Consider the following 16,711-nt stretch of genomic DNA (forward strand, 5'->3'; position numbering starts at 1 on the left):
ATAATCTGTGATAGTTGAACCTTCCTGAAAATGGAAGACGGGGGTTTTACTTAAAGTCGGCCATTTTTCTTAAAAATTATTACTTGACCTATTCCCCATTATACGCTGGCACCATCCATTTTTTATTAACGCTTCTGAATTTCAGCCATTAATAACTGATTTACCATTTGCGGATTGGCTTGTCCTTTTGTGGCCTTCATAATTTGACCAACTAGGAAGCCAGTGGCTTTACTTTTTCCAGCCTTAAAATCTTCAATCGATTGAGGATTAGCATCTAATATTTCAGTAATGACCTTTAAAAGCGTTCCTTCATCGGAAATTTGGACAAGTCCTTTGTCCTTTACGATTTGTCCCGCATCGCCACCACGCTCAATTAATTCCTTGAAGACAACTTTGGCAATTTTTGTAGATATGGTACCATTTTCAATCAATTGGATCATTCCAGCTAAATTTTCAGGTGTCAAGGAAACATCAGAAAGCTCTTTTTGTTCTGCATTTAAGTAAGCGGAAACATCACCCATTATCCAGTTGGATGCTTGCTTTGGATCGGCACCTGCTGAAACGGTTGATTCAAAGAAGTCCGCCATTTCTCTTGTAACTGTCAACACATTGGCGTCATATTCAGGAAGACCCCATGATTCAATGTATCGGTTTATTCTTTGATCGGGAAGTTCAGGAATTTCCGCTTTCATACGAGCCTTCCAGTCTTCATCAATATATAAATCAGTTAAGTCCGGCTCAGGAAAATAGCGATAATCATCTGACCCTTCTTTGACTCTCATTAAAATTGTTGCTCCTGTCGCCTCATCATAACGACGGGTTTCCTGCTGAATTTCCCCGCCAGCTAAAACGACTTCTCTTTGACGCTTCTCTTCATGCTCTAAGCCTCTGCGGACAAAGTTAAACGAGTTTAAGTTTTTCAATTCTGTCTTCGTCCCAAACTCCTTTTGACCAACCGGACGAATGGAGATATTGGCATCACAACGAAGTGACCCCTCTTCCATTTTGCAATCGGAAACGCCTGTGTATTGGATAATCGACTTTAATTTTTCCAAATAGGCATATGCCTCATTAGGTGTACGAATATCAGGTTCTGAGACAATTTCAACCAGTGGTGTGCCTTGACGGTTGATATCTACTAAAGAGTAACCCTTTTCATGGTTTAGCTTACCTGCATCTTCTTCCATATGAATTCGGGTAATGCCGATTTTTTTCTTATAGCCATCGACTTCGATTTCAATCCAGCCATTCTCACCAATCGGTTTATCAAATTGTGAAATTTGGTAGGCTTTCGGGTTGTCTGGATAAAAATAATTTTTTCGATCGAATTTAGTATGGGTAGCGACCTCGCAGTTTAATGCCATCGCTGCTTTCATTGCATAATCAACTACTTTTCGATTTAAAACTGGAAGTACACCAGGGTAACCAAGGTCAATCACGCTCGTGTTTGTGTTTGGCTCTGCTCCGAAATGGTTCGGACTCGCAGAAAAGATTTTTGAATCCGTTTTTAACTCGACATGGACTTCCAATCCAATGACTGTTTCAAAATTCATTAAGTTCACCCCTTACAATGCTGGTTTTTGTTTATGATAGTCAGTGGCTTGTTCAAATACATGGGCCACTCGATAGATGGTACTTTCATCAAAGTGCTTACCAATGATTTGCAATCCTAATGGAAGACCGTTTGAAAAACCGCACGGAATTGAAATCGCTGGAACTCCTGCTAAGTTAACAGGGATGGTCAAAATGTCATTTGCGTACATAGTTAGTGGGTCTGTCGTTTTTTCACCAATTTTAAATGCAGGGGTTGGCGTTGTTGGGCCGATAATGACATCGTATTTATCAAAGACATCTTCGAAATCTTTTTTAATTAAAGTTCTAACCTTTTGAGCTTTAATATAATATGCGTCGTAATAACCCGAGCTTAAAGCGAAGGTTCCAAGCATGATTCTTCGTTTCACTTCTTCTCCAAAGCCTTCGGATCGACTATTTTTATAAAGGTCGATGAGGTTTTCCGCATTTGGTGTTCGGTACCCATATCGAACTCCGTCGAAGCGAGCTAGGTTGGCTGACGCTTCTGAGGAAGAAAGAAGATAGTAGGTAGCTAATGCGTACTTGGAGTGTGGCAAGGAAACCTCTTCCCACGTGGCTCCAAGGCTTTCTAATTTTTTCAAAGCAACAAGGACGGACTGTTTCACTTCCTCGTTAACTCCTTCGCCGAGATATTCTTTTGGAACAGCAATTTTTAAGCCTTTAATATCTCCTGTTAGAGCTTGAATAAAGCTTGGTACTTCAACATTTGCTGAAGTTGAGTCCATTGGGTCTACTCCTGAAATCGCTTCAAGGAGGTACGCATTATCTTCGACTGTTCGTGTAATTGGGCCGATTTGGTCAAGTGATGAAGCAAAAGCAATGAGCCCGAAGCGAGAAATACGACCATAGGTTGGTTTCATTCCCACTACTCCACAGAAGGCAGCTGGTTGGCGAATAGATCCACCTGTGTCAGATCCGAGGGAGAATAGGACTTCACCAGCCGCTACAGCTGCGGCAGATCCACCTGATGAACCTCCAGGAACGGTATCTAAGTTCCACGGGTTCCTTGTTTTTTGATAACTCGAGTTTTCTGTGGAAGATCCCATCGCAAACTCGTCCATGTTAAGTTTACCGATCGTGATCGTTTCGGCCGCTGACAGGCGCTCCATGACAGTTGCATTATAAATAGGATTAAAATTTTCAAGAATTTTACTACCACTAGTAGTCTGTAAGCCTTTTGTGACAATATTGTCTTTTATTCCGATTGGCATACCGAAGAGGAGGCCTTTGGACTCATCTGTATCGAGTTTTCCATCTAATAGTTTTGCTGTTTCTCTTGCTGCTTCTTCATTAAGCGTTAGAAAGGCTTGCACTTTGTTATCCACTTCAGCTATTCGCTTAAACGATTCAGTGACAAGGTCTGTGGCACTCACTTCTTTTTTATGTAAAAGTTGATGAAGCTCTGTCATTTTTTTATCAAAAAAGCTCATTTTCCGCCCCTCCTTATTCTAAAATGGATGGTACTTTAAATTGTCCATCCTGGTGTTCTGGTGCATTCTTTAACACTTCTTCACGTGGAAGCCCTTCCTTAGCCAGGTCTTCACGTAGGATGTTTTTCAAATTGAGAACATGTGAAGTCGGCTCAACACCATCTGTATCCAACTCATTTAATTGTTCAGCAAAGGTAATAATCGCATCTAAATGGGTTGTAAATTTCTCCGCTTCTTCCTCCGTGATCGCAAGCCTTGCAAGATGCGCAACATGCTTCACTTGATCCTTATTAATTCTCGACATATTTAGTCACCTCACGAACCGATAATATTAACGATAATATCAGACTTTTCAAGATTAATGCAATATTTCCATACAGAAATGCTTTATCGCACCACCGCACTGGGGGACTGACCCCCAACACTTTAAAGCGCTACCGTACTGGGGGTCAGTCCCCCGGGGCTTTAAAGCGGTAAAGCTTTTCTATTATTATAGCTCTCTATTTCAAGAAAAGCAGAAAAAAATGTCTGAATTTTATGTTCAGACGTTTTTTTGATTTACATTTTATTCATTCGAGATTTCCTTAAGTGTTTTTTCTAATTCTCTTATATGATCTGATACAGTGATATTACTTTGCAGACAATTTTCTAGAGTTGCTGAAATCTCTTCAATTGAAGCACTAGATTGTTCACTTATTGCTGCTAACTCACTTGTCGAATGGTTTATAATACTAACCGATGACTTCATACCACTCATTAGTTCGTTGCTAGAGGCAGATAACTCATTCAGTTTTGCTATAGAAGTACTAATTGTTCTATACGACTGGTTCGTACTTTCGGTCAGATCATAACTTTTCTCCATACCTGCTGATACTTGAATCATTTTATTTCGAGTTTGATCTGATTGCTTAGAAAATTCCTGAAGCTGTTCGGAAATTTTATCGGCTGATTCCGTCGTCATATCAGCTAATTTACGAGTTTCATTTGCTACAACCGCAATTGTTGCTAATACAGCTAGCGCAGTTACAATAGATATCGCCTTTAATACAGCTGAATTCCTTTTTACTTGGTCAAACTCATGAAGCGAAAGCTACAAATCGTTAACATTCCTCTCTTTGAACCAATTCATTTTGGGCAGAACTCCTTATGTAAAAATATAGTCGAATAGAATTAGGAAAATTATAATATAATCATCTAATAAATCACATGACAAATTTGTCCATGTTTCGACATCAGCCTATTAATAAAAAGCAAATTCAAAATGATCCTTGCAATACATTGAAATAGTGTCAATTCATAGACTCTCTTAATAAAGAGTTCAAAATTAAGTAGTTAATATTTTACAAATCTACATTTCCCCGAATATAATACTTCTATTCTAATAGAGGAGTCGATACCACATGGATATACAATTACGAAATGTAACCGAAGAAAATTTTTTCAATATTATTAACTTGAAATCAGAGCTTGAGCAAGAAAAGAAGTTTCAACTATTTGAAACGATGGTCGGCTCTAATGCTTTTTTCATTGCATTTGCTACTGTTAAAGGCTGGATTAATAAGGGGATTTATGATGGAGATACATTGATTGGTTTTTCTACTCATGGATATGATGATAAAAATAACCGATATGAATTGGTTTCGATGATGCTTGGACACAAATTTCAAGGAAAAGGTTATGGGAAGCCTGCGTTAAAAGCAGTCATTGATGACATGATAAAAGAGTATAATTGCAATGAAATTTATTTAACTGTTATCCCATTTAATGAAAATGCTATCCGAGTTTACAAACAACTAGGCTTTGAACCAACAGGAGAAATCGAAAAAGCCTTCCATGACGAAGATGTTTACTGTCTAAAAATATCATAATATTCTCTTTAACACTTTAAAGGACTGGGGGTCAGACCCCCAGTCCTTTAAAGTGCTAAAGTTTAGAAGAGTTTTTTTAGTTTTTTCAATAGTCCACTATCGTTTTGTTGTATAACTTGATGCTTCGTTCCCTTTTTCAGAAATATATCCTCTTTGTCGATCGCATAGTCATAGGCGACTACTAATCCGATGTCCGTTTCTACTTCTTGATTATTTACAATCGTAAAAGGCATTCCGATCTTTCCAGCCATTTTTATATATTTTGACAGTGTCGAATATTCAATTTGTCCATTTAAATATAAACGCGCCTTTGAATGTTCTTTCATTATTTTTTCAAGCTCTAGATGGGCACTATTGTCCCTCACTTCGCCATGAGTTAAGGCAACCACAATTCTTTCCCGTAAAGTTCCTAAAAATCTCTTCCGCTCTTCTGGTTTGATTTCCTTTGGCCCATATATTCCCGTTTGCAAATATTCATCGACAGTATCTCTATCCATAAAAAGCACCTCCCTTGTATCGCTATTCATACATATGATTCTTCCCAAAAAACCGTGATAGTTTCAATGTAATTTGACTTTTTTAAACAAGCACCTTATAAATGGAGTGAAGAAGAGGTGAAATCATGACATTCATATTACAGAGAGCTTTTCACGAGAATAAATCTTTTGAAGATGTAATTAAAACAAACAAGTCTGTAGTGGTCTTTGTTCGACACCCTGGTTGACCTGTTTGTCGAGAAATGCTCACGCAGTTGCGTGATCGATATGAAGAATTAACGGCAACTGGCTATCAAGTCGTTGTTATCACGCCATCAAATCGTACTTTATTAGAACAATTTGATCAGGCGTTTGGTCCATTCCCTTATCCAATATATGGTGATCCTGAACGTGCTCTTTACCATGACATGGGACATCAAACAATGAATAAAATAAAACTTCTTTTTAAAGCAGGCAAAGCTTACTTAAAAGGTGGTTCTAAAACATTTATGCCAGATGACCTGGCACAACAAAAAGTGGTTCAATTGGCTTTAAAGACACAGGATATTTATATCCAAGGCGGGACTTGGATTTATGATGAAAAGGGTGTTATCCTATGGAATCATATTGACAAAGCTCCTGAAGACCATGCTACGATTGATCAAATTTTGCAAGAAATACAAAGGTATAGAAAAAGCTAGAAAGGGTATTCCCTTCTAGCTTTTTCTTACACATCAAAAGATAAATCAGTAATTTTCCACTCATCATTAATCTTTTTAAAGATTAACGTAAGGAATGTCGGAAGTTCAGCCTCTTTGAAAAATTGTCGAGTATGAACCGACATGGTTTCCTTCGCTTCGTCATACCCGTATCCTTGAATGACCATATCTTGAAAACCATTATATACAAGTCCCCATTCATCACCAGTTGATTGATTTACCATGTATAGCCCGTCCTCTTTTTTAACCACCGATAAATTTTCAGCAATAAGAGATTTTAACTTTTCTTGGTCACCTGAAATTTGCGCTCTAGTAAAATCTAAAGTTAAGTTACTTAAAAACGGAAAAGAATCCTGCTCTAATTGATGAACCTGCTCCAATTTTTTATATTGTTCCACTTCTTTTTCTAATTTTTCAATTTTAGTATGAAGCTCTTTTATTGCGGTATCTTCCCCTGTACTAGTTTTCTCACTACTACAGCCCGCCAACACAACTGCTATCACGAATACGAACACCATCATTTTTTTCATAATATGCCCCCTCGGATGATGATTTTTTTGTCAGCATAAACCTACCGTATGTAATATTATACCACTCTTTCTTTTCAATCGGACTAGACCCTATTGACTATTTTTTATTTAATAGATACGCAAAATATTGATGAGTAATATTACCATATTTATTAATATGATATAATTTTTTTGGAAAAAGATTTAATATAACGAAAATTAGAAGAGTTAGAAGGGTTGGAGAACATGCAGAGAAAAGGTTTGACTATAGCTATAAGTCTACTTCTTATAGTTATATTAAGTACACCCTCATATGCTACAATAAAATTTTCAGATGTCCCGGAAAAATATTGGGCAAGCGATGAGATTGAGTTCTTAGCAAAATCAGCCATTATTCAAGGCTATTCAAATGGAAAATTTGCGCCAAATAGCAAAATCAAACGGATGGAAATGGCGATTATGATTGCAAAAGCTAAGCAAATTAGTCTACTTAATAGTCAGGATCCACAACTGAAGGATTTGAAAGCGAATGATAAAAATTATGATATCGTGAAAGCTGTTATGGCTGAAGGGTACTTCGATGAGGTTATCAAAAATCATGAATTCCTCCCTAATAAATATGTTACACGTGCTGAAATGGCTACTATTTTAGCCAGAGCTTATGATTTAAAAGGAACCTCCTCCATTGTATTCAAAGACGTGCATCAATCAAGTTTTGCCCATAATGCGATACAAGCCCTAGCCAAAAATCAAATTTCATTGGGTTATCCAGATCAAACATTCAGACCTAATGAATTGATCACTCGGGCGCAATTCTCAGTTTTTATGGCAAAAACACTAAATGGAAAATATAAAATCAATGTACCTGTAGAACAAAGACCAGCTGTTGATGTGATATTTCAATTAGTTGATTCCTTCAATAATAAAAAAGAGATTAACCAATACACAAGTTTACTAGTAATGAATGAAAAAGAGAAAAATGAACTTAAGAATATTTTACAAAACACTGATAAAAATACTAATACATCCATTGATGAGTTGACCTTTGTCTCTTTTGATAGTAAGAAAACTACGATCACAACAAAACAAACTACCATTACAGAAACTGGCTCCATTTTTAAAGAAGAAATTACATACTTACTAACGAAAACAACTGGTGGATGGAAGATTAGTAATATTAACTCTATAAAAATATACAAAAATAACTCTTCCGAATTTTCCCCAGCAGATGTACTAACAAAGGTAGGGAAAGGAGATTTTGGTAACAAAGATGCAGATTCAGCATCTTCAACTTTCCGTTTGCCAAGCTTTGCAACAACATTTAACGGGCAAATTTTTATCTCAGATACACAAAATCAACTGATTCGAACTGTTTCTAAAGATGGAAAGGTGTCTACCTTTTCAGGAATTGCAAATGAAACGGATTCTTATGGACTTCCAAAAGGTGATTATTTGAATGGTGATCGAAAAATCGCTAAGTTCAATCAACCAAAAGGTTTAGTATTCGATAAGCAAGGAAACCTTTATATCGTCGACTCTGGAAATAATGCGATTCGTAAAATTGATCCTAACGGAACAGTTACTACTTTAGTTGATGGTTTATCTAATCCAACAGATATTGTCATTAATGATAAAAATGAATTATTCGTTTCAGACACACTCAATCACCGTATTATCAAGGTCCTACAAGATGGAAAAATGTCCACTTTTGCAGGCCACAGTATTCAAAAAGATTCTTTAGGAGTAAACGGCGGATATAAAGATGGTGAAGATGCTTTATTCAATGAGCCTACAGGTCTTGAAATTGATAGAAGTGGGAATTTGTTTGTGGCCGATAGTGGGAATCAGCGAATTCGTAAAATTACTTCCACAGGCAATGTTACTACTATCGCCGGAAGTGGGACAGAAATTATTCCAGATAGTACCTACCATATAGGAGGTTATAAGGATGGAAAAGCTCTAGAAGCACAATTTAACTTTCCAAATGGCCTTACTATCGCAAACAATGGTAACCTGTATATCGCTGATACTTTTAATCATCGTATAAGAATGCTTACTAAAGAAGGTACAGTGGAAACAGTAGCTGGAGATGGAGAAAATGGGAAATTAAACGATAAAGAAGTCTCAGCAAGATTTGATGGTCCATCTGACCTTATCGTTGATGAAAACGGAAATATTTTAGTAGTCGACCAATTTAACAATAGTTTACGAGAAATAAAATGGGTAGATATGACTAATTCTTCAGGAAGCACACAAGTTATCTGGAAGGCGCATGAAAAGGTTATCTCGAAAACGATCAATAATGTGTCTTACTCGATTTCCTTTGATGTACAACAAAAGACAATTTACTTGAAGAAAAGTGGAGTAGAAATTGCATCGTTCTCTTCTTCATCGAAAGAACTATCTGTGAAGGATTACGAATTTATTAAACAAGTAATCCTTCTATTTGAAGAAAATGCAAATTGGAGTACAAAAAACAAAACAATTTTGATCAGAGATTAGTTTACTTTTCGTAAGGAGGCGTTCTATGAGTCCATTTGATGTACTAATACTTGGACATTTCATCGGTGATTATTTATTCCAAACAAGCTGGATGGCTATGAACAAAGCGAAAAAATGGGATGCACTCCTCGTTCATTCCTTCGTTTATACATTATGCGTTTCAATTGTTGCTTGGATTGGATTTGGTGGACTTTCGATTTGGGCGATACTCCTTATTTTTCTAAGTCATATCTTTTTAGATAGACGTACCTTTGTCTCCTGGTGGCTGAAGACTGTAATGAAAACCGATGAAAAAAGTGCTGCCTGGCTTGGGATTATGGTGGATCAGATTTTTCATTTGATTATCCTTGCTTTAGTGTTGTCGATTTAATATTGACCTGAAATAAAAGGATTGCCTCTCAAAAAGAGAGGCAATCCTTTTTTTCTTTCATTATACAATTTTGCATATAGATTTGAACTCAAAACAATTATATACATTATGCGGTTTCATCTGGTGCTGGTGAATCTCCATCTGGTGGTGGAGAGTCCCCAATGGGATTTGGAATATTTTGTAATTGTTCATTCGTAATAAAAAAATCTAATACTGTATCATCGAAAGGGTACAGAATGTCAACATGGGTATCAACAAATACCGGAACATCTCCATTAAGCAAGAATAGCTTTAATGTATATCCAAGATTAATTTGTGAGCCTTGAAAGTACAAATCATAAGATAGTGAACTATCTTCTACACCGAATGTAATTGGATAGGAAGATACTAAACTTTCATCCACTTCATTAGTCGGATTTGCTTCATACCCTACTGGATAAGCTCTAACTATAAATGTTAGGCCTTCACCATCACTTGGAACTTCTACTCCACTAATATTTATACTTCCCTTTATTTCTTTCACTGGATAACATTCGTTCTCAATACATGATTCATCGTTATTCTCTAATAAAAATTCAACTACATATGGATCAATCTCTATTGGTGAATTTGGAACTTCAAACTTAAGAATGGTTGATCCTATTAACCCTTCTGAAATCTCATTCAATGTGAAATATGAGAAGTTGAAACCATCAACCATTTTTTCATAGTTTTGATCGTTAATAATGGATACTTTACCATTAATAAGACCTTCACTATTTCCAACTTCATACATAGCATTAATGATATACCCGTTTGAATCTGTCACCTTTGGTACCAGATAATTACTTAGCTCAGTATTATTGAATATTGGACCTTCATAATTTTCGACAATCCAGCCAGGGTCAATTGATAAAGTTGTATTTAAATCAAAGGTTAAATTAGAGGTGATATCCTGATTTTCTATAAAATAGTTTATTTCATAGACCTTAGAATCCTTTTGGAATTGGTAGGATACCATTACGGCCATTCTTTCTCTTTCTGATTTTGTTTTGGTTACATACATGTTGTTTAAATATACTTTGTTCCCATCTTTAGAATAAGATAAATTAACATGTCTAAAAGAATTAAAATAGTCATCACTATCTAACATTCCAACTGCATGAACCGGTTTAAGATTTACATCTTCCTGTTGAAAAGTAAGTTTTGCAATTTCTTCACTAGTAAACGTTAGTTTATTATTTTCACGATTTATTTCTTGAGCTGTTTTTAGTAAAGAATACCCATTTTCGGAATCTCGACCAACCACTTGAAAATTGTACGTACCTGGCTTAATTTTTGTGCCTTCACGGATTGTAAAAGAAGACATAACATTCTCAAATATATAGCCATCATCTGATGCTTCAGAGTTGAAAGGAGAATGTTTAGAAATAATTATTTGTAAATCTTCTAGATTCTTTGAAGCTGCTCCACCGTCATTATCGTCTAAATTAATAATTACATTAGGAGCAACATAATCATCAATATTATCAATATTCCACTCTATCTGATTAGGCCCTAAATCACTAAATTCTCCCTGAACTAGATAACCATTTATTTCAGCAGAGATAATATAATTATTTGATTCTGGAATTAGACCAAAAATCGATAATATCGTTCCTGTAGAAGTTGTTGTAATCGAATAATTATGAAGATATGTTTTTACATAAATTTCTTCATTTTCATCATAGTAAGTAAGAGTGACTTGATTATAAAGTTCTGGCAAAGTGTTATCTGGCAAACCTTTTATTAATATAGATGCCGTTGCACTTATCTCCTGAATCTTGTAGGAAATCGTTATCATTTCACTAGATTTCCCATTTAATATAGCAATAGCTTTTACAGTTGTATCTTCATAAATCGGAAAAGGTTCTACATATTGATGACTAGCTGACGTTGGGACTGAACCATCTACTGTAAAGAAAATCTTCGCCCCAGGTGTAGCACTAGTTAATCTAACCATCGTTCCTGCTGTTATATATTCCCCCGTTGGATAAGCTGTCGGTTGACCAACCCTTGGATTTTCTACTGGTGGATTATACTCCCCACTTGGTGCTGGAACTGGCCTTTCTACAGGTTTAGCAACAGTCATTTTTTCCTTTTGCTCTTTCACCTTCTCAGCATTTGGAAGGACTTCTTTCATTTCCTTCTCGCTTACCCCGTTTGCCTTTGCTGCATCGGTTACTTTTTCCACTGTTTTCTTTGTTTCTTCCTGCAATTTAGTGGTTTGTTGTTCAATCTGTTCTAATGTTTTCTTGCTTTCTTTTAATAATTCATTTATTTCTTGTGTTTTCCCCTGTTCTTTAATTTGCTTAATGAGCATTTCTTCTAAAAGAGAAAGGGAATTGGCTGTTTTGGATAATTTTAGGGCTTTAAGGATGTCTTCTTTTTTACCTGACTGTTTAAATGATTCTTGAATTTCAGTTGCTTGCTGGTTTGCAGATGAAGATTTTTCAATTACATCTGTGATTACTTTTACTAAAATTTGTGAGTCAGTACTTTTAACAAAGACTATCGTATCCAGATCTTGCTTTTTTGAAAGGAGTTCGCTTGATGTCATGACACTAAGCTCTTCATTTAGTGTTACTAGCTGTTCTTCTGCATCTGCTCCGCTCGTATTTGCCTCCGTAGCTACTTCCCCATCTAATACAGAAACTTTTGTTTCACCAGTTACTGGGTCAGCAGTTACTAAGAAAAGCGTTCCCCTGACTCCCATCACAGCAGTTGGCGTTTCCACATCATATTTATCATTAATGTTTAAGATATTTTTTACACTGTTCCACAGCTTCCCTGTAACGACTTTTAATTTTGTTTTCTTTCCATTCTTTCCGTCTAAATCGGAAATAAGAACTTTCGAATTCGCACCAAGTGTACTTTCCGTTCCATCATCATACTCTATTGTAATTGAACTTTTGCCCTCCGTTCGAATTGTATACCCTTCTGCAACACTCATTCCCTCTGCAGCTTTAATTTCTTTCTTGCCGCCACCCATTTTAATATAAACGGTACCTTTTACATCATTTATTAAAGCTACCCTAGAACTAGCAGCGTCCGCTACATTCGGAGTAACAAGGAATAAAATCAGTAAACATGCAGCAATAATGTACTTGTATAACTTCAACTAACGTTCCTCCTCCACTTCATAAATTGGTACAAGTTGTTCCTTACCCTTTACCTTAATTGGCTCACGCTCATTTATTTTAAATTGATCTTTAACCAACACAAATGTTTGTTCACTAATTAAAATTTGTCCTGGCCCTGCATTGGATTCAAGCCTCGCTGCTAAGTTTACTGTATCACCAATCGCTGTATAATCGAGACGATCATGAGAACCAATATTCCCAATAACTGCTGGGCCAGAGTTAATACCAATACCAAAGTGAATAGCTCGACCGTATTTCTCTTCTAATCTTTTCGCTAACTGCTTTGATTCCTTCTTCATTCTTAGTGCGGCACGAACAGCTCTTATTGCGTGATCTTTTTGCTCGATTGGCGCTCCAAAGATCGTCATGATTCCATCACCAATAAACTTGTCTAAAGTTCCTTCCTCAGCAAAAACCGCTCTTGTTCCAAGGTCAAGATATTCATTTAAAATGTCAATGACCTCTTCTGGCTCCATTTTTTCTGATAGGGGTGTAAAGCCACGAATATCAACAAACATAAGCGAGACATCTTTACGAACTCCCCCAAGCTTCACTTCATCCTTTGATGATAAAATTTCATCCACTACACGCTTCGACACGTATCTTCCGAAAAGAGTAGTGACCTTTGTTCTCTCCTTACGTTCAAGTAAATAATGCGTGACTACTGAAGTAATATAGACAAACATTATGGTGATCATGACATAAAAGAATGGTAGTTTAAGATGCATTAGGTGATAAACTGCAAGTGTGATAGCTAAATAAAGTGCAGTTAATCCCACAAAAGCAACAAAACCCCATTTTGCTTTTAAACGATCGAACAAAATGTATGAGAGGATGACGATTATTAATAATAGTAAAAGTCCGATACCTACATTTAACTTACTATAGAAGCTTTGATCGAGTAAACTTTGGATAATATTTGCATGAATCTCCACCCCGAACATCTTGGTACTTTTACTCATAGGTGTAAAATATTCATCCTGTAATCCTACCGCTGTTGGCCCAATAAGAACAATCCGATTCGCAAAATAGGCAGGATCAAACTCACCATTGATCACTTTATGTATGGGGATTGTCTCGAAATTTCTTCCAATTTCCCTTTTTAAATTTTTGTATGGTGCCGTTGCATAAGTAAAGCCCATTTCATTTCTTTTTGTAGTAGGGATGGTCGTATCACCGATTTGCCATCCGCTTTGTTTGTCATAATTGATCTGCTGTTTCTCAGAAAGTAATAGATTTACTAGCTTTACGGAAATAGCTGGGATTATCTCCCCATTTTTCTCCTTTACCCCAAGAAGAACATTTCTAACTACTCCGTCCCTGTCTGGCAAGACATTAATATGTCCAATTTGATTCGCCGGAACATCAAATACAGGGTAATTTAGCTTCGAATAGGAAAGTTCGTTTTCTCTATCCTGTAGCCCCTTAAAGACAAAGTTAGAGGAAAGAAAAATATTAGGATATTTCTGAACTACCTTTTCCATTTCGTTATCTTCACTTGGATTTTGACTTGCTTCGGGATAAAGAAAATCGAGCCATACAGCGGTAGCACCACTCTCTGCTAACGATTTTGCTGTTTTAGCTATGATGTCCCTTGGCCAAGGCCATTTACCTACCTTTTGCAAACTTTCTTCATCGACAGCAAGAATAGCTATTGAGTTAGTAACTTCTCTTTTTTCCTTCGTTAATTGGTCTGAGAAATATTCCTCAAGAAGGTATAAGGTATTATTATAATAGATAAAACCAATAAAAGAGAAAATGAGAATAATAGAAATTAGTTTACGCACCCTTTTCCCTCCTTTAAAGTGCATATAATGAAGTTTATGTTTTTCGACAAAAATCTCGTTTTTCCTGCTTTTTATTGATCTACATACGTATCACGTATCATTAGAATTTTATCTAAGTTATCAAAAAAGACCTCAACAAGCTTCGGATCGAAATGTTCTCCTGCTTCCTCTTTAAATAAATTTAATATTCGATCTAGTTCCCATGCCTTTTTATAACAGCGATCACTCGCTAACGCATCAAACACGTCAGCAATAGCAGTAATTCTACCATATATATGAATGTTTTCCCCTTTTAAGCCATTTGGGTACCCACGACCATTCCACTTCTCATGATGTTGTCCAGCAATAATGGTAGCTGCTTGGAGAATGGGGCGGTTCGATTTTTTTAGTAAGTTATAGCCAATAGAAGAATGGGATTTCATAATCCCAAACTCTTCATCCGTCAATTTTCCAGGCTTTAGTAATATTTCATCTGGAATAGCAACCTTGCCAATATCGTGCATCGGTGAAGCAAGCTTGATGAGTTCTGCTTCTTCAATGCCGAGCCCATAGCCAACTGCTAAAATATAAGAATATTCAGCAACACGTTTTACATGATTACCTGTTTCCTTTGAGCGGCTTTCCCCAATTTCCCCCATTGTATAAATGATTTCTTTTTGTGTTTCTTCCATTTCTGCATTTAATATTGCTGTTTCTAATGATTTCCCAGTATAGGAAGCAGCAAGTGACAGATGCTTTACATCTTGCTCCGAGAATTTTTCCGCTTCCGTTTTTTTATTAATTGCTTGATAACAGCCGATTATACTCCCGGATTGATCTAAAATGGGAATAACAAGAACTGCTTTCGTTCGATAACCTGTTTTATTATCGATTTCTTGATTAAATCTTGAATCTTGATAAGCATCTTCAATAAGGACCGTTTCCTTCGTATTTAAGGCGTATCCCACAAGTCCTGAATCTGCTGACATTTCAATCCGATCGAGTCCATGGGCAACTTTAGTCCATAGAAGATGGCGCGATGGATCATACAACCAAACCGTGCATCGATCGGAAATAATTAGTTCTCTTCCCATATCGGCCATTAACATTAGTAGTCTATCTAGGTTTTTCTCGTTCGTAATTTTCGCCGCGTAGGAGAAAATGGTTTCTAGCATTTGTTCTGGGTCTAACTCCTTTTTATATGTTAGTTCCAATTCTTGTAATTCGTGCATCACTCATAGCCACCCGTAATATTTAAATTTTAATCTATCTCCATAGTATGACAAAAAAACAAATAATAGGTAAAAAAAATGTCAAAAAAACTAATATTTTAAGAATTATTGAAAGTTGGAAGTTATCTATTAGAGATTCTGTATTTGATCAACAAGAAAAAAAGCGCTTGAATCAAGCGCTTTTTCATAGTTTTTTATAATAATCCTGAGAATGATAAGCCTTAAATCCACAAGATTCATAGAGTCTTAATGCATTGTCATTTTTCGCTTCTACTTCTAAAAATATTGGATTGCCTGCTCGATTTTCATCGACAATCACATTTGTTAATGCCTTTCTACCGATTCCCTTACCTTGATATTCAGGAAGAACCGCAAATCCATAAATCCATGCTTCGCCATTCGTATGAGAAACTCTCATCTTGCCAACAGCCTTATCTCCTGATTCAATCATGTAATACTCGTCTACTAATCTAGGTTGTTGGTTATACTCTCTTGCCTCATCTTCCTCAAAACCAAAGCATTGTACTTCTAATTGAATTTCTAATTCAAGATCCTGTGGCTCTGCCGGTCTTAAAGTAACCTCTTCATTTTTCTCCAATTCTTTTTCATGCCATTGCATTTGATGTTCTGATATTGAATAAGTGCAAGGAATTGTTTGTATAAAACCTTTTGCAGATTCAGATTTTGTAGGAGCATTGAGAAGTATGACTTTATATTTTCTCTCGGCCATTAATTTTTCTGCTTCATTAAAAAGTTGGGTAAAAATACCCTTCCTGCGGTAATCAGGATGTACCATCCCACATAACTCGACTTTATTTCCAAATCCATAAAGACCGATAAATCCTACAAGCTTTTCATTCTCATAATGGAAAAAATCATGAACCTCATTTTCTGGCCGAGTTTGTAGCATATCCCAATTTAGTTTTAATTGAAAATCTTCTCCGGCTTCGCAAGCCTGCTGTAATTCCTTAATGTCGCATAATTGTTTACTAGTAAGCAATTGATTTCCTCCCAAAATAATAGATCTATATTACTTTATTCTTTGTTACTTTCTAGATTCCTTTTTTTAAGTAAAAAAATGGCCA

The 16,711-nt window shown here is 36.2% G+C and carries 13 protein-coding genes and 1 pseudogene; 4 read left to right on the forward strand and 10 right to left on the reverse strand.

Translation table 11 applies throughout. The annotated features are described in order from the left end of the window. Positions 1-125: 125 nt before the first annotated feature. The 4 genes from gatB to ACFSO7_RS14330 form a co-directional block, all read right to left on the reverse strand. Positions 126-1,553, reverse strand: a complete 1,428-nt coding sequence (gene gatB, locus ACFSO7_RS14315; protein ID WP_377878019.1) for an Asp-tRNA(Asn)/Glu-tRNA(Gln) amidotransferase subunit GatB — start codon at positions 1,551-1,553, stop codon at positions 126-128. A 12-nt stretch (positions 1,554-1,565) separates the two neighbouring features. Then, positions 1,566-3,023 carry an Asp-tRNA(Asn)/Glu-tRNA(Gln) amidotransferase subunit GatA gene (gene gatA, locus ACFSO7_RS14320; protein WP_377878020.1) on the reverse strand — a complete coding sequence of 486 codons (1,458 nt, stop codon included), beginning with the start codon at positions 3,021-3,023 and terminating at the stop codon, positions 1,566-1,568. Between the two features lie 13 nt (positions 3,024-3,036). After that, positions 3,037-3,327 carry an Asp-tRNA(Asn)/Glu-tRNA(Gln) amidotransferase subunit GatC gene (gene gatC / locus ACFSO7_RS14325; protein ID WP_377878021.1) on the reverse strand — a complete coding sequence of 97 codons (291 nt, stop codon included), beginning with the start codon at positions 3,325-3,327 and terminating at the stop codon, positions 3,037-3,039. 261 nt (positions 3,328-3,588) lie between these two features. Further along, positions 3,589-4,059 (reverse strand): methyl-accepting chemotaxis protein, encoded by a 471-nt coding sequence (locus tag ACFSO7_RS14330; RefSeq protein WP_377878064.1) that lies wholly within the window; start codon positions 4,057-4,059, stop codon positions 3,589-3,591. 364 nt (positions 4,060-4,423) lie between these two features. Here ACFSO7_RS14330 and ACFSO7_RS14335 point away from each other — a divergent pair, with 364 nt between their 5' ends. Then, complete coding sequence (locus ACFSO7_RS14335) at positions 4,424-4,891, forward strand: GNAT family N-acetyltransferase (protein ID WP_377878022.1); 468 nt, start codon at positions 4,424-4,426, stop codon at positions 4,889-4,891. A gap of 62 nt (positions 4,892-4,953) precedes the next feature. On the opposite strand, the gene ACFSO7_RS14340 is transcribed toward ACFSO7_RS14335, so the two are convergent. Next, a complete protein-coding gene (locus ACFSO7_RS14340) occupies positions 4,954-5,388 on the reverse strand; it encodes a YueI family protein (protein WP_377878023.1) in 435 nt (144 codons plus the stop codon). A 239-nt stretch (positions 5,389-5,627) separates the two neighbouring features. On the opposite strand from ACFSO7_RS14340, the pseudogene ACFSO7_RS14345 reads away from it, so the two are divergent. Next, positions 5,628-6,068, forward strand: a pseudogene (locus ACFSO7_RS14345) (peroxiredoxin-like family protein); the annotation flags it as partial. Positions 6,069-6,094: 26 nt separating this feature from the next. On the opposite strand, the gene ACFSO7_RS14350 reads toward ACFSO7_RS14345, so the two are convergent. Continuing rightward, positions 6,095-6,616, reverse strand: a complete 522-nt coding sequence (locus tag ACFSO7_RS14350; protein ID WP_377878024.1) for a lipoprotein — start codon at positions 6,614-6,616, stop codon at positions 6,095-6,097. A 225-nt stretch (positions 6,617-6,841) separates the two neighbouring features. On the opposite strand from ACFSO7_RS14350, the gene ACFSO7_RS14355 reads away from it, so the two are divergent. Continuing rightward, a complete protein-coding gene (locus tag ACFSO7_RS14355) occupies positions 6,842-9,097 on the forward strand; it encodes an S-layer homology domain-containing protein (protein WP_377878025.1) in 2,256 nt (751 codons plus the stop codon). A 25-nt stretch (positions 9,098-9,122) separates the two neighbouring features. Next, entirely contained in the window at positions 9,123-9,467 is a 345-nt protein-coding gene (locus ACFSO7_RS14360; RefSeq protein ID WP_377878026.1) for a DUF3307 domain-containing protein, read from the forward strand. A 106-nt stretch (positions 9,468-9,573) separates the two neighbouring features. On the opposite strand, the gene ACFSO7_RS14365 is transcribed toward ACFSO7_RS14360, so the two are convergent. The 4 genes from ACFSO7_RS14365 to ACFSO7_RS14380 form a co-directional block, all read right to left on the reverse strand. After that, entirely contained in the window at positions 9,574-12,606 is a 3,033-nt protein-coding gene (locus ACFSO7_RS14365) for a chitobiase/beta-hexosaminidase C-terminal domain-containing protein (protein WP_377878027.1), read from the reverse strand. After that, positions 12,607-14,415: a CHASE2 domain-containing protein gene (locus ACFSO7_RS14370; protein WP_377878028.1), complete on the reverse strand. Its 1,809-nt coding sequence runs from the start codon at positions 14,413-14,415 to the stop codon at positions 12,607-12,609. A gap of 71 nt (positions 14,416-14,486) precedes the next feature. Beyond that, positions 14,487-15,626 carry an HD domain-containing phosphohydrolase gene (locus ACFSO7_RS14375; RefSeq protein WP_377878029.1) on the reverse strand — a complete coding sequence of 380 codons (1,140 nt, stop codon included), beginning with the start codon at positions 15,624-15,626 and terminating at the stop codon, positions 14,487-14,489. A gap of 184 nt (positions 15,627-15,810) precedes the next feature. Next, a complete protein-coding gene (locus ACFSO7_RS14380; RefSeq protein WP_377878030.1) occupies positions 15,811-16,626 on the reverse strand; it encodes a GNAT family N-acetyltransferase in 816 nt (271 codons plus the stop codon). Positions 16,627-16,711 lie beyond the last annotated feature (85 nt).

Origin of the sequence: Bacillus sp. CGMCC 1.16607 (assembly GCF_042683745.1) — a bacterium.
Lineage (GTDB): Bacteria > Bacillota > Bacilli > Bacillales > Cytobacillaceae > Pseudoneobacillus.

Bases quoted from the DNA above. Each gene is read 5' to 3' on its own strand.
- ACFSO7_RS14375 (WP_377878029.1), bottom strand. From the start codon at position 15,626: ATGCACGAATTACAAGAATTGGAACTAACATATAAAAAGGAGTTAGAC.
- ACFSO7_RS14340 (WP_377878023.1), bottom strand. From the start codon at position 5,388: ATGGATAGAGATACTGTCGATGAATATTTGCAAACGGGAATATATGGG.
- gatB (WP_377878019.1), bottom strand. From the start codon at position 1,553: ATGAATTTTGAAACAGTCATTGGATTGGAAGTCCATGTCGAGTTAAAA.
- gatC (WP_377878021.1), bottom strand. From the start codon at position 3,327: ATGTCGAGAATTAATAAGGATCAAGTGAAGCATGTTGCGCATCTTGCA.
- ACFSO7_RS14360 (WP_377878026.1), top strand. From the start codon at position 9,123: ATGAGTCCATTTGATGTACTAATACTTGGACATTTCATCGGTGATTAT.
- ACFSO7_RS14355 (WP_377878025.1), top strand. From the start codon at position 6,842: ATGCAGAGAAAAGGTTTGACTATAGCTATAAGTCTACTTCTTATAGTT.
- ACFSO7_RS14350 (WP_377878024.1), bottom strand. From the start codon at position 6,616: ATGAAAAAAATGATGGTGTTCGTATTCGTGATAGCAGTTGTGTTGGCG.
- gatA (WP_377878020.1), bottom strand. From the start codon at position 3,023: ATGAGCTTTTTTGATAAAAAAATGACAGAGCTTCATCAACTTTTACAT.
- ACFSO7_RS14335 (WP_377878022.1), top strand. From the start codon at position 4,424: ATGGATATACAATTACGAAATGTAACCGAAGAAAATTTTTTCAATATT.